We start from the raw sequence: 14,646 nt of genomic DNA, 5'->3' as shown, positions 1-14,646 counted from the left end.
CAAACTAAAAAAATAATCTAAAAAAATTTAAACATTATTATGAAAAAATTAATCTTAACAATCACCACTGCAGCAATTTTCTTATTTACAGTAAATGCGACTGCACAAAGTAAAGATATTGTAGACATTGCTGCTTCAAATAAAAGTTTTTCAACATTGGTTACAGCTGTTAAAGCTGCCGGATTGGTAAAAGCATTAAAGTCAGATGGACCATTTACAGTATTTGCACCAACAAACGCTGCTTTTGCAAAAGTAGATGCGACTGCATTGGGTAATTTATTGAAGCCTGAAAACAAATCGAAATTAGCAAGTGTTTTAACATATCACGTAATTAAAGGAAAATTAACGGCAAAAGATGTTGTTGCTGCTTTGAAAAAGGGGAAAGGAAAAGTGACGCTAACAACGCTTAGCGGAGCAAAAATAACTGTTATACAAAACGACAAAGGAATTTGGCTGAAAGACGCTAACGGTAACTATAGCATGATTTCTAAAACAGATATTATGGCTAGCAACGGAGTAATTCACGTTATTGATAGTGTGGTGATGCCATAAATAGTGTTGGTTAGTTTTACAAATGAAAAGGAACGGTTTTTTATAAATCGTTCCTTTTTTATGTTTAGTATTTAGTGTTTAAAAAAACAACCAGCAACCAAAGCTCTTATTTAGAACGTGAACCTACAAATTGCTGTGATTTGTTCTTAAACAATACATTAAACGTTGTCAAACTTCCATACATACGTGTAATATATTGTTGTAAATCGACTTTGTCTTGATCGTCCAAATTGCTTGAATTTATTTTTTGTTCCATCACACGAATGCGATCACGAACCATTACAATTTTATGAAAAAAGCCATCAATCGGAATTTCTTTTCCTTTCAAATTGGTATCGCCAGGTTCTAAAACGAGTTTTCCACCTTTCCACTTATCAGCCATCGGAACAATTTCAGACACATCTGACCATTTTTTAAGCATATTTTTCAAAATGGTTTCTACTTCATAAAAACTTACACTATCAACTTCATCTTCTACGGCATCAATTATTTCAAAATCACTATCAATAGCAATAGTTTCGAGTCCGTTTTCAATAAAAGTAACCCAATAATGCTTGGAAGTTACATTGGTTACAACACCTAATCCGTATTTAGGGTGTTTAATTCTTGAGCTTATTCCTAAAATATTCATGCTATTTCGTAGTTATTTATATGTATATAGTTATTAATTGCTTGTATTATTTTGTAAATTTATACACTATTTCGGTGTAAACATCCGAGCATTTTTCATCTTAATTAGTACGTAAAAATAAACATACATTGCGAAGTTTGACAAAACATTCAATAAAAAATATAGCACTTTCACTTTTTCTGGCTTTGGTCTGTTTCGCTTGCGCGAATGAACAAAAACAGGCCTCAAATCAAACAAGTAAACTCGCATTTCAAGAAGATCTTCAGGCAGAAAATTTGATCAATCCAACAGAAAAAACTATTGAAACACGCTTTAACACTCCAAAAAACTATACCAGAATTCCGCTTGAAGCAACTCATTTTGGCACCTATTTGCGAAAATTACCTTTAAAGCCATTTAACAGTATTGTAAAATATTATAATGGTAATGAAAAACGTAATAACAATGTATATGTTTCTGTGGTAGACATGGAAATTGGTACGCGCGACTTACAACAATGCGCAGATGCTGTGATGCGTTTGCGTGGCGAATATTTATTTGCGCACAAACGGTTGAATGATATTCACTTTAACTTCCTATCAGACGGAAAACCGAGATATTTCAAAAAATATGCAAACGGTGATCATTCGTATAAAAAATTCAGGAAATACATGAATTATATTTTCGCGTATGCGAATACAGCTTCCTTACGAAAAGAATTAGTAAAAGTAACCGACATTAAAATGATTGAAGTTGGTGATGTTTTTATTCAACAAGGAAATCCGTTCGGACATGCCGTAATTGTAGTTGATGTGGCAAAAAATGAGCACGGTGACAAAATATTCATGCTGGCACAAAGTTACATGCCTGCACAAGAAACTCAAATCTTAGTAAATAGAAAAAATACAAAAATCAGTCCTTGGTATGAAGCCAAATCGGGAACAATTTACACGCCTGAATGGACTTTTGAAAGTACTGATTTACGACGATTTAAAGACTAAATTTCCTATAAACCACACAAACGAAACCCAAATCAATGAAGAAAATATTCAAAATTATAGGAAAAGGGATTTTAGGTATTCTTGTCATACTACTGCTCCTTTTTGCTTTTGCCTATTTAAAATACAATGAACCGTTACCAAGTGGAATAACAGGAACAGAAGCAGATGCGTTAGCAACCAAAATGCTTACTGCAGTTCAACATGAAAATTATAAAAACACACGGTATTTAAGTTGGACATTTCCTGGCGAACATCACTATTTGTGGGATAAAGATCAACACAAAGTTGATGTTTCATGGAATACTATAAAAGTAAATTTAGACCTAAAATATCCAAAAACAAGTACTGTTACCGTTGACGGAACAAAAATGACTTCAGAAAAAGCTTCAAGCTATATTGACAAAGCACTTTCATACTTCAACAATGATTCCTTTTGGTTAGTAGCACCGTATAAAGTTTTTGATGAAGGTGTTACGCGTAGTATTGTATCCTTAGAAAATGATAAAAAAGGATTGTTGATTACTTATGCAAGTGGCGGCACAACGCCTGGCGATTCCTATATGTGGATATTGGATGAAAATTACCGTCCAAAAGGTTATAAAATGTGGGTTAGCATCATTCCTATTGGCGGATTGTACGCAACTTGGGACAATTGGCAACCTACAAAAAGTGGTATATCATTACCAAACTCACACACTATTATGTTCATAGATTTACCCATTAAGAATGTAAAAGCTTGGAACTAAACAATAGCTAATCTGTTAAAATTTAACATTTATTTATATAATTGTTACAGGTTTTATACAGTATTTTAAAAAAAGAATTAACTTTACCACACTTTTATTAAACTAAAATCAATCTATAAATTATGAGAAAGAACTACTTTTTTATATTATTATTAATTCCCATTATTGGTTTCTCGCAAGGGAGATCATTTTGGCAAAAAACGGATGAAGCTAAAATCCAACAAGCTGATTTATTAGACAGAAACTCTACTCCTGTAGCGTATGACTTGTTCAATTTGAACATGAGTGCCTTAAAAGAAGTACTTTCGGATGCTCCTGATAGAGATTTAAATATCGATTCAGAAATTGTAGTGCAATTTCCTACTGCTAACGGAAAAATGGAAAACTTTGAAGTATACAATGCTTCTGTATTAGACCGTGATTTTGCGGCTAACTATCCAGAGATTCAATCATATGTAGCTGTAAGTAGAGAAAATACAGGAACAATTATTCGTTTTTCTACTACTGTTTTTGGATTTCATGCAACGGTTCACACCATTGGAAAAACATACTACATTGATCCAATGACAACAGATTTGCAAACATATGTAATGTATGCAAAGGAAAATTTGTATGCTAACAGCTTAGAAGAAAAAATTGGATGTCTTGTAGATGATTCTACGGAAGACAGAACAGATGTTAATGGAACTTTTTCTCCTGAAAATGCAAACGATGGAACATTAAGAACATTCCGTTTAGCATTGGCATGTACACAAAACTATGCAAACTTTCATATCAATGCCGCTGGACAAGCTGCTGCTTCAGATGCTGTAAAAAGAGCTACTGTATTGGCTGCTATGAACGTTACAATGACGAGAGTAAATGCAATATTTGAAAGAGATCTTTCGTTAACAATGACCTTAGTTGATAATTCGAGTATTATATTCATTGCAGAAAATGATGGATACTCAGATATGCCAGCTACTAATACTTTTAATCCTGCTGGAACTATGATCAATGAAAATCAAGTAATCATTGATGCTAATATTGGAACTGCAAATTATGACATCGGTCACGTATTTACAATTAATGGTGGTGGATTAGCCGCTCGTGGTGGTATTTGTTACAGTAATGCAAAAGCAAGAGGTGTAACAGGAGGAACAAATCCAGTTGGAGATCCTTTTGATGTTGACTTCGTAGCACACGAAATGGGTCACCAATATGGGGCTAACCACACATTTAATGGTGGACAAGGTTCTTGTTCTGGTGGAAACAGAAGTGCAACAACGGCTGTTGAGCCAGGAAGCGGAACAACAATCATGGCATATGCTGGTATTTGTGGTTCTGACAACGTACAAAACAATAGTGATGATCATTTTCATGCAATAAGTATCAACGAAATGTGGATTCGTATAACTCCTCCAGGAGAACCTACGTGTTCAACAAATACTTTAAATGGAAATGCCGCTCCAGTTGTAAATGCTGGTATTGATTATACAATTCCTTACGGAACTGCTTTTACATTATCTGGAACTGCTATTGATGCAAATGCCGGTGATGTATTATCATATTGCTGGGAACAAACGGATGTTGGTATTACAACAGATTTGCCTTCTACAACAAGTACAAGCGATCCACAATTTAGATCGTACTCTCCAATGACAACAGGAGATCGTACATTCCCACAATTAAGTGACGTCTTAGATGGTAACTTAACACCAGCTTGGGAAGTTATCCCTAATGTTGCAAGAACTATGGATTTTGCTTTAACAGTAAGAGACAATGGTTCTCCTAATGGAGGACAAACAAATAGAGACAATATGGTTGTTACGTTAGCAAATACAGGTCCTTTTAGAGTAACTGCTCCTGACACAACAAACGAAAGTTTTCCAACTGGAACAAATACAACTGTTACTTGGGATGTTGCTGGAACAACTGCTAATGGAATCAATACTTCTAATGTAAATATCTTATTATCTACTGATGGAGGACAAAACTTTGATACTGTACTAGCAAGTAATACGCTTAACGATGGTTCTGAATCAATTACATTCCCTGTAGTTTTTGAGCCTTATTGTAGAATTAAAATTGAAGCTGTTGGAAATATTTACTTTACAATTTCAAAATCATTCTCAATTGGAGCAACTGTAACAGAGAGTATGACATGTAATACTTATACAACAGGAGCAATTGCTACTGCTATTCCTGATGGTGTAGCTGCAAATCAGCAAGGAAATGCGGTAGCTGTACCTTTAGCTGTTTCAGAAACAACAGCTGTTACGGATATCAGAGTAAGTACAGACATCACACACGGTTATATTGGAGACTTATATTTACGATTACAATCTCCTAATTCTGGTCCTTTCGCTGATTTTTGGGTAAGAAGTTGTAACAGTGCTCAATTTGGAAATATTGACGCAACGTTTAAAGATGGTGAACCAGCAATTACCTGTGCCTCACCTACTGTGGGAACATTTGCACCTCCTGCAAACTCACTTTTAGCAACACTTGGCGGATTAAATCCTTCTGGTACTTGGAATCTAATCGCTGCCGATTTCTATAACGGAGATACTGGAACTATAAATGAGTTGTCTATTGAACTTTGTACAACAACAACAACTATTGTGTTAAGTAACGAAGAATTTGAGTTAGAAAACTTTACATTATATCCAAATCCAAACAAAGGAGAGTTTTCATTATCATTCAACTCACAATCTGGAGAGAATATTGATGTAGCTGTACATGATATCTCTGGAAGATTAGTTCATACTAAAAACTACAACGCTACGTCTACATTTAAAGAAAATATTTCTTTAAAAAATGTAAGTACTGGTATGTATTTGATTACAGTAACTGATCAAGAAAAAACAGTAACGAAGAAATTGATTATCGAATAATCATATTTCTCAACTATATAATAAAAACTCCGAAGCATCTGTTTCGGAGTTTTTTTATGAACTCACTTCGATGGATACTATCTTTAACTACACTTATGAAATCTTACTTTGGATTGCCAATCTCACGGGCTTTAACTACAAAGAAATAAACAGTATTGTATGGTTTATCTTTATTCCACTTTCGTGGAGTATACTTCTTGACAAGATATATAAGCAACGAAAATTCACAATTGTATTCTCTGTAATCATCATTGCTTCGCTCCTATTCATTCCAGATTTCACACAATTTTGTGATCATCTATTTCAAAAATCGGTTGATTTCCTAAACCTATTCAACAACTTAGGAAGCAATTACGTGGCTTCTTCTGTAGTTATATGTATCCTGATTCCAATTATAATTTATATGATTTTGGTTCGAAAAGCATTCTTTAAAAAAAGTAAATAATTAGGATTATTCTAGCTTAATAACTGCTACTAAAATTCGTATCTTTGCGCTTTTGCGAAAAACTATGACGAATTACGAGGAAAATATAGAAGTTCAAGGTGCCAGAGTTCACAACCTAAAAGATATTGATGTTACGATTCCGAGAGAAAAACTCGTAGTTATTACTGGACTTTCAGGAAGTGGAAAATCATCCTTAGCTTTTGATACCATTTACGCCGAAGGACAACGAAGATACATCGAAACGTTTTCAGCGTATGCACGACAGTTTTTAGGTGGATTGGAACGACCAGATGTAGACAAAATTGATGGTTTATCACCCGTAATCGCAATTGAGCAAAAAACAACCAGTAAAAGTCCGCGTTCTACAGTCGGAACTATTACTGAAATCTACGATTTTCTACGATTATTATTTGCAAGAGCTTCAGATGCGTATAGTTACAATTCTGGTGAGCAAATGGTCAGTTATAGTGATGAGCAAATCAAAAACTTAATTCTATCAGATTTCAAAGGAAAACGTGTCAATGTACTTGCGCCTGTAATTCGCTCGCGAAAAGGGCATTACCGTGAATTATTTGAAAATATTGCCAAACAAGGCTTTGTAAAAGTTCGTGTAGACGGCGAAATTCTAGACATTCAAAAAGGAATGCGACTCGATCGTTACAAGACACACGAAATCGAAATTGTAATTGATCGCTTGGTGATTAATGATGAAGTTGATAATGACAAACGCCTCACGGAAACCATCAAAACGGCCATGTATCATGGTGATGATGTATTAATGGTGATTGATCAAGATGCGCCAAAAGAAGCACGTTATTTCAGTCGAAACTTAATGTGTCCGTCTTCGGGAATATCGTATCCAAACCCTGAACCAAATACGTTTTCGTTTAACTCTCCAAAAGGAATGTGCCCAAATTGTAATGGATTGGGAACCTTACACGAAGTAAATGATGCAAAAGTAATTCCGGATGTAAAAGCAACCATAAAAGGTGGTGGAATTGCACCTTTGGGCGATTATAAAAAGTCATGGATTTTCAAACAATTGGAAATCATTGCGGAACGTTATGAATTCAAATTAAGCGATCCAATCAAGGATATTCCAAAAGAAGCCATGGATGTAATTCTAAATGGTGGAAACGAAAAATTCTCCATTGTTAGTAAAACATTAGGTGTTACACGTGATTATAAGATTGATTTTGAAGGAATTGTAAGTTTCATCAAGCATCAATATGAAGATAGTGACTCATCTTCTATCAAACGTTGGGCAAAAAATTACATGGACAAAGTAAATTGTTCAGCATGTGGCGGATCGCGCTTACGCAAAGAATCATTATACTTTAAAGTAAATAAAAAAAATATTGCCGAATTGGCAAATATGGATGTTGTTGAATTAGCTGCTTGGTTTGACAATTTACAAGATAATCTTTCTGAAAAACAACAAAAAATAGCAACCGAAGTTGTCAAAGAAATCTCAACACGATTGCGCTTTTTATTAGATGTTGGTTTAAATTATCTCGCATTAAACAGAAGTTCAAAATCACTATCAGGAGGAGAAGCACAACGTATCCGATTGGCAACGCAAATTGGTTCGCAATTGGTTGGTGTTTTATATATTTTGGATGAACCAAGTATTGGATTGCATCAAAGAGACAATGAAAAACTAATCAATTCGCTTGAATCGTTACGTGATATAGGAAACTCTGTTATTGTGGTTGAACATGATAAAGATATGATTGAACGTGCCGATCATGTAATAGATATTGGACCGCATGCAGGAAGACATGGTGGCGAAATCATCTCAGAAGGAACGCCTGCAGAATTATTAACCCATGATACGCTTACAGCCGCTTATTTAAACGGAAACAAACAAATTGCAGTTCCTACAGAACGAAGAAAAGGAAATGGCAAAAAACTAGTCCTAAAAGGCGCTACAGGGAATAATTTAAAAAATGTTTCTGTAGAATTCCCATTAGGAAAAATGATTGGCGTTACAGGCGTTTCTGGAAGTGGAAAATCGACCTTAGTTAATGAAACGCTCTACCCTATTTTAAACGCTCACTTTTTCAATGCTGTGAAAGAACCAATGCCGTACAAAAGTATCAAAGGTTTGGAGCATATTGACAAAGTAATTGATATTAACCAATCGCCAATTGGTCGTACACCACGCTCAAATCCAGCAACATACACAGGTGTTTTTAGTGAAATACGTAGTTTATATGCTAAAACACCAGAAGCTATGATTCGTGGTTACAAGCCAGGAAGGTTTAGTTTTAATGTAAAAGGTGGTCGTTGCGAAACGTGTCAAGGTGGCGGATTGCGCGTGATAGAAATGAACTTTTTACCAGATGTGTATGTAGAATGTGAAACGTGCAATGGAAAACGATTTAACCGCGAAACTTTAGAAATTCGTTACAAAGGAAAATCGATTGCAGATGTATTGAGCATGACCATGAACGAAGCGGTAAATTTCTTTGAACACATTCCTAAAATCTATCGCAAACTTAAAACGATCAAAGATGTTGGCTTGGGTTATATTACGCTTGGACAGCAAAGTACTACACTTTCTGGTGGTGAAGCACAACGTATCAAACTCGCTACAGAATTGTCTAAAAGAGATACTGGAAACACGTTCTACATTCTCGATGAACCTACAACTGGATTGCATTTTGAAGACATTCGTGTGTTGATGGAAGTCTTAAACAAACTAGTAAACAAAGGAAACACCATTGTTGTGATTGAACACAATATGGACGTAATTAAAATGACCGATTACATCATTGACATTGGATATGAAGGCGGAAGAGGCGGCGGACAAGTTGTAACTAAAGGAACTCCAGAAGAAGTTGCCAAACATAAAAAAAGTTATACAGCACGCTTTTTGAAGAAGGAATTGGCGTAAATCATACCTAATTTGTTACGTTACTAATCACATTAGTTCATATGTATATATAAAATAGAAAAGAGTGTCTCGTCTGAAACACTCTTTTCGTCCTTTGAATTAATAAATAAACTGCGTAAAACTAAACACTAAATTTTCATTTCTTTTTCAAATATTTTATAGTTTTTGAATTGCTAACTTAAATAATCTAACACTACAAATAAAGCTCAGAAATGCTGTGTTTACAATAGAATTACCGTGAAGCGGAAAAACAACCCTTGAACCTTACTTAATTCTTGTTGAGAAAATAAAGGGATTACAAAACCAAAACGAGTGCTACCAACACAAGGCTTTGTAACCTTATAAAATTTTTCCATAGCAACTAATATTGCTCCGAATTCTTCACATGGAAAAACTGTTTGGTTGGTATGGGCATTTAGAAGCCTTTCGGAGATTCCCGAACGGATATTGGACAGTTGCGAGATACTGCCGTAAATTCCCGAAAGCTTCCTGTAGGTCTGCGAAACGCTTTTGTAAACTCTCGAAAGCTTGCCGCAGGTTTGCGAGACGCTTCTGTAAACTCCCGAAAGCTTGCCGCATTACTGCGAGAAGGTTTCGGGAGTATTTTTATTGCGAATTCTTCATTAAAATATATAAAAATGATGATTTTATTGCGGATTTCGTAAAACTACTCTATTAACCGCCATTGCGAAAAATTAAATACTTAAAGGTCATCTATCTCTTAATTGAACAAATTACAGATTGCTTCGCTGACACTCGCAAAGACATTTTTTTTATAATTTTAATTGATAACCTGTCAAATTTCGGAAAACCACATTGCACAAGTGTAATCTTTGTTTTACATTTATAAGGAATAATAGGAAATGAGTTCTTATTATTCCTTAAAACTGGTATGATATACGGAATTCGGTATATATGTACGTTGTGTGGCATTCAAAAAAGAATCGGAGACATCCGTTAGAAAAAGGGATTTTGGAACGATTTTATGTAGTTTTTAAAATCAATAGATTTTCATTTAAGTTTTTGTCAGTCATTGTTAATGTACTCAAAAACTTGAATTAAGGTAGTGGATTTATTTGACAAAATCAACTCCTTATAAAAAAACGATAAAATCTAACGTTTTAAATGCTAAAAAAAGGACACGCCTTATACAAATATAAAGCGCATCTTTTTTTTTATTTCAAACGGATTTTAATGCTCATTTGGGCTCTTTTTTGAACTCCTGTTTTTTACTTGAATTTAATTTGTATTTTAGTTCAATAAAGAACGCAAAAAAACATATATATAACATTGTGTAAATCTGCATTAAAACGCAGTTTACACTTAACGTTGGCAACAAGCGAAAAAACAATCTCAAATAAAATACAGACTAATATATTGTAGTTCCTTATGAAGTGGCTCAACTCTCCATATCCATTATTACAAAAAGCTAAATACAAGTGGTTATTTGCCTTATTATCGGGCCTTTTTGTTTTTGTTTTTTTGATTGTTTTTCAACCTTTCGGCGCGGCACAGTCAATAGCTTATAAATATTTTTTCTTGGCGGGTTTTGGAGTTGCAGTTTTTCTTGGTGTGGCTACCACATATTTTATTCTTCCTAAACTATTTCGGGAGTTTTTTCGCCCAGAGAAATGGACCATAGGAAAGGAAATTCTATTACAATCTTGTTGCATCTTGATAATAAGTGCTTTTAATTCACTGCACAATTACAATTGGTGGCGCGATATTGATTTATATCAAACCTTTATTAATTTTCTTATAATCACTATTTCGATAGGGATTTTCCCTATCATAGGTTTAATCTTTTTTAAAGAGCGTACACTTTCAAAACGTAATATCGAGAGAGCACGATTACTTTCTAATCAGTTACCGCCCAAATCAGTAGAAGAGACCAGTACTGTTCAAATACAAGAAGAAAGTGTAAAAGAATCACCTATTGTAATGCAATTATCAGAGTTTGTATACGCACAATCAGAAGGGAATTATATAACGATATATTATTTGGATGACAGTAAGCTTATGCATAAACTAATTAGACTTTCTTTAAAACAGCTTGAAATACAATTAGAAAATCTTTCTCAAATAAAACGTTGTCATCGCTCTTACCTTATCAATACGCAACATATAACATCTATTGATGGTAATGCCAGATCACTCACAATACAACTAGATAACGTTGCTACTAGTATTCCCGTTTCTAGATCTTTTTCAAAAGCTGACTTTAAATAGCTTTCCCATTCATCACAAAAGTGGCACACCCATCCCGTTTTTTTATAACGTACTGATTTCAAGACTATTTTTGGGCTAAATAATTTTTAAAATATAGACTTATGAAAAATCGTATTCACATCATCTTAATCTCAATGGCAGGTATCCTATTATTAAGTAGCGCTGCAAGTATGGAATCAGACAAAAGAAATTATAATCTCAAAGTAAAACTTAATGAGGTGGCATCCTATATTGCTCTGCGGGATACAATAAACCTTGAAGTGTCAGAAGCTTCAGTTGCGTGGCATATGGATCACATTTATTTAATGGTAGATCAGTTACATAAAGCGCTCAAGTATTCTGATGAAAGTAATTATAAAGCGGAACCCAATAAGACACGTGACTATGTCTTTACTTCTAATACGCTGCCTAGAGGAAGAGTTACTGCGCCAGAGTCCGTAAGGCCAGCAGAAAATGTAACTATCAATACATTAAAAGCGCATTATAATGAAGCGCTTGCTACAGTCGAAAAGTTACCTATGCTTGCAGAAAAGAAGCACTTTAATCATCCTATTCTTGGTACTATGAATAGAGACGAGACCATTAAGTTTCTTACTATTCATACTGAACATCACCTTAAAATTATACGTGAAATACTGAATTATAAATAGCCAGTTGCCAACAATGTTTATAATTCATTGCTAGTTCTAGCCTACTTACGAAAGTCCTGGCGGACTTTATTCAGTTTTTATTTGCTAAATTAGGAGCTTAAAACACGCAACAAACCATATACAACAACGTTAGCAAACATTTAAAACGACATTTCAGTAACATAAACAACCATTGCCAGACTTATAGTAAAACATAAAAAATGAAGGTAATCATTAGCGTAATAATTTTATTAACATTAGATCAACTTGCTTTTGGGCAATCACGAGAAAAAAAAATTGATTCAATTTGTCAGGCTATACATAATAAGAACCCTGAAGTTGGAATTAGTATAGGGTTTATAGACAACGGAAAAGAATATTTCTTCAATTATGGAAAAATCAGTCGGGAAAGTGATTTCAAAGTGGACGAAAATACAGTTTATGAAATCGGTTCTATTACAAAATTGCTGACGGCTAACTTAATGGTACAAGCCCAAGACGAAGGGAAATTGAAAGTTGACGACTTTATCGATAACTACTTACCGAGAGAATACATATTGTCTGAACAAATAAAAGGCAAACTTAAAATTTCCGATTTAGCTTCCCATCAATCTGGTCTGCCGGATTTTGATTTTGGTAAACTTATAGAATTAAACCCTAAACAACCTCTAGACATAAGCAAAGATGCTATTCATTCCATTATTAACGACAGTACTAAATTATCAGATTATGGTAATTATAGATACTCAAATATAAGCTACGTTTTAATGGGTATTATATTAGAAAATATCTACTCAAAAAGTTTTGACAAATTAGTAAAAGAAAAAATACTCGTTTTTTCAAAAATGAATAATACCTTGACAACGGACTTCAATGTTAAAAACAAAGTTGTTGGACACGATATAAATGGAGTACAGCAAGATTATTTTGTTTGGAATTCATTATTTGCGCCAGCAGGTTTGCTAAAATCAAACACATCTGATATGTCAAATTTATTAAAAATACTTTTATCAAATAAAGGCAAAATTGGAAAAGTGACTTCAATAACAGAAAAAACGTTCTATAAAAATACCCAAATGGAAATAGGTTTCGGTCAAGAAATAGAACGAAATGGAAATGATACCTTCTTTTATAAAGCAGGTGACACATTTTCCTGTTCCTCAATTTTTGCTTACGACAAGAATTCAAATTGGGGAATAGTCATAATGATAAACCACAAAAATTCCGATTTGATAAGAGAGTTGATCAATACGATTTATGACCAAGCATTGAGGTAAAAACGTTTGGTAACAATGTGTAAAATTAAATGTATTTACAATCTCAGCTGAGCATAGTTGGAGTCTCAGTTTTCAAAAGCAACTACACACAACACTAGTGGCTGTTGCACAACTATCTTTTTTAAAAATACTTCTAATTTTTGAACAAAATAGAAAATATTTTATACTTAAAATCAGTTAGTTATGTTTTAAGGGGAATGAAAATTATGAGGTTTAAAGAATATTTTGAGTTGTGCAACAGCCACACTGTATAAAATTCATTGCTAATTATAGTCTACTTACGAAAGTACTCGCGGACTTTCTACCTGTGATTTATTTGCTAACTTTAGTATTTAAAACACGTTATAGTTCTCCTCTTTTTCTATTTAAAGATATTTATTACAAACTAAAGAAACACGTTAGCTGTAATTTAGTAAAACAATAAACTATTTCACTGACCAAAGGTGAGATTGGTTTAAATCTTTATTCATATATGTAACAAAATTCATCACTGATCGTCGTCAAGTAAAGATATACCCATTAAGACCGACCGTATGACAATGTTTAAAAATAAAAATCCTTTCGTTTCTGGAATAGCAATGCTTGTTTTAATTAGTATTATAATGCTTCTTCCGTTGGATAAAGTAATTACAGAACAATATTTTACCAGTTTTCAGATTGAATATATTGTACTGTCGACTAAAATGTTTTTAATTTTCTTGTCCGGTCTTTTGTTAGTAAAAAAACTGGAAGAGCAAGCTTTATCTGGCATTAGCACAAAGTATAAATGGGCTTTTAAATATTTAAATCTTATACCTATTTACTTGTTCATACTTGGTATCTCAACGTTTATAAACAAAGATTTATCGTCTATAAATAGCTACAATCTGTCATTATTATTAATCGCCTGCTTGTTTGTAGGTTTTGCTGAAGAATTCGTGTTTAGAGGTTACTTACAATCAGTTTTTATTAAAAAATTTATTGAACGTAAAGATGGCATATTGATAGGAGTAATGTTTCCTGCAGTATTTTTTGGTGCTTCGCATTTATTAAACTTAACCGTTAATGATAATATTCCACAAGTAATTGGACAATCTATTTATGCAGTATGTATTGGGTTCTTTTTTGGAGTAATACTGCTCAAAACCAACAAGCTAATACCAATAGCAATTACTCACGGTCTGATAAATTTTTTCTTCCTCTTTGGTTCACTTCCAAACCTAACCGACAACAAAAATGGTTACTCAGAACCCACTGCGGAACTAACGTTGACCGAACAAATTTTATCCTCTGCAACACCTATTTTGTTTTTTTTGCCATTATTGATTATCGGCTACATAATTCTGAATAAAATGAATAAAAATGAAATACTAAATAAAATAAACCATTAAAATAATCATAGA

The 14,646-nt window shown here is 33.7% G+C and carries 12 protein-coding genes; 11 read left to right on the top strand and 1 reads right to left on the bottom strand.

The window, feature by feature from the left end:
* Positions 1-39: 39 nt before the first annotated feature.
* On the top strand, positions 40-552 hold the full coding sequence (locus ACQ654_RS00180) for a fasciclin domain-containing protein (protein WP_430408284.1): 513 nt from the start codon (positions 40-42) through the stop codon (positions 550-552).
* Positions 553-658: 106 nt separating this feature from the next.
* Here ACQ654_RS00180 and ACQ654_RS00175 read toward each other — a convergent pair whose 3' ends face one another.
* On the bottom strand, positions 659-1,183 hold the full coding sequence (locus ACQ654_RS00175; RefSeq protein ID WP_430408283.1) for a hypothetical protein: 525 nt from the start codon (positions 1,181-1,183) through the stop codon (positions 659-661).
* Positions 1,184-1,320: 137 nt separating this feature from the next.
* Between ACQ654_RS00175 and ACQ654_RS00170 the strand changes: the two genes are divergently transcribed.
* From ACQ654_RS00170 to ACQ654_RS00125, 10 genes are all read left to right on the top strand, one after another.
* Complete coding sequence (locus tag ACQ654_RS00170) at positions 1,321-2,163, top strand: DUF4846 domain-containing protein (protein WP_430408282.1); 843 nt, start codon at positions 1,321-1,323, stop codon at positions 2,161-2,163.
* 35 nt (positions 2,164-2,198) lie between these two features.
* Positions 2,199-2,909, top strand: a complete 711-nt coding sequence (locus tag ACQ654_RS00165; protein WP_430408281.1) for a hypothetical protein — start codon at positions 2,199-2,201, stop codon at positions 2,907-2,909.
* Positions 2,910-3,031: 122 nt separating this feature from the next.
* Positions 3,032-5,785, top strand: coding sequence for a reprolysin-like metallopeptidase (locus tag ACQ654_RS00160; protein ID WP_430408280.1), 2,754 nt, complete (start codon positions 3,032-3,034; stop codon positions 5,783-5,785).
* A 70-nt stretch (positions 5,786-5,855) separates the two neighbouring features.
* Complete coding sequence (locus ACQ654_RS00155; RefSeq protein ID WP_430408279.1) at positions 5,856-6,230, top strand: hypothetical protein; 375 nt, start codon at positions 5,856-5,858, stop codon at positions 6,228-6,230.
* A gap of 64 nt (positions 6,231-6,294) precedes the next feature.
* Positions 6,295-9,129 carry an excinuclease ABC subunit UvrA gene (gene uvrA, locus ACQ654_RS00150; RefSeq protein WP_430408278.1) on the top strand — a complete coding sequence of 945 codons (2,835 nt, stop codon included), beginning with the start codon at positions 6,295-6,297 and terminating at the stop codon, positions 9,127-9,129.
* Positions 9,130-9,584: 455 nt separating this feature from the next.
* Positions 9,585-9,794, top strand: a complete 210-nt coding sequence (locus ACQ654_RS00145) for a hypothetical protein (RefSeq protein WP_430408277.1) — start codon at positions 9,585-9,587, stop codon at positions 9,792-9,794.
* Between the two features lie 724 nt (positions 9,795-10,518).
* Positions 10,519-11,358: a LytTR family DNA-binding domain-containing protein gene (locus ACQ654_RS00140; protein WP_430408276.1), complete on the top strand. Its 840-nt coding sequence runs from the start codon at positions 10,519-10,521 to the stop codon at positions 11,356-11,358.
* Between the two features lie 101 nt (positions 11,359-11,459).
* A complete protein-coding gene (locus ACQ654_RS00135) occupies positions 11,460-12,008 on the top strand; it encodes a DinB family protein (protein WP_430408275.1) in 549 nt (182 codons plus the stop codon).
* Positions 12,009-12,208: 200 nt separating this feature from the next.
* Positions 12,209-13,264 (top strand): serine hydrolase domain-containing protein, encoded by a 1,056-nt coding sequence (locus ACQ654_RS00130; RefSeq protein ID WP_430408274.1) that lies wholly within the window; start codon positions 12,209-12,211, stop codon positions 13,262-13,264.
* Positions 13,265-13,803: 539 nt separating this feature from the next.
* The gene (locus ACQ654_RS00125) at positions 13,804-14,634 is read left to right on the top strand and encodes a CPBP family intramembrane glutamic endopeptidase (RefSeq protein WP_430408273.1); all 831 of its coding nucleotides are present in this window, start codon (positions 13,804-13,806) and stop codon (positions 14,632-14,634) included.
* Positions 14,635-14,646 lie beyond the last annotated feature (12 nt).

The sequence above is a fragment of the Kordia sp. genome (genome assembly GCF_965283645.1).
Classification (GTDB): domain Bacteria; phylum Bacteroidota; class Bacteroidia; order Flavobacteriales; family Flavobacteriaceae; genus Kordia.
This window is presented reverse-complemented; position numbering and strand designations above follow the sequence as displayed.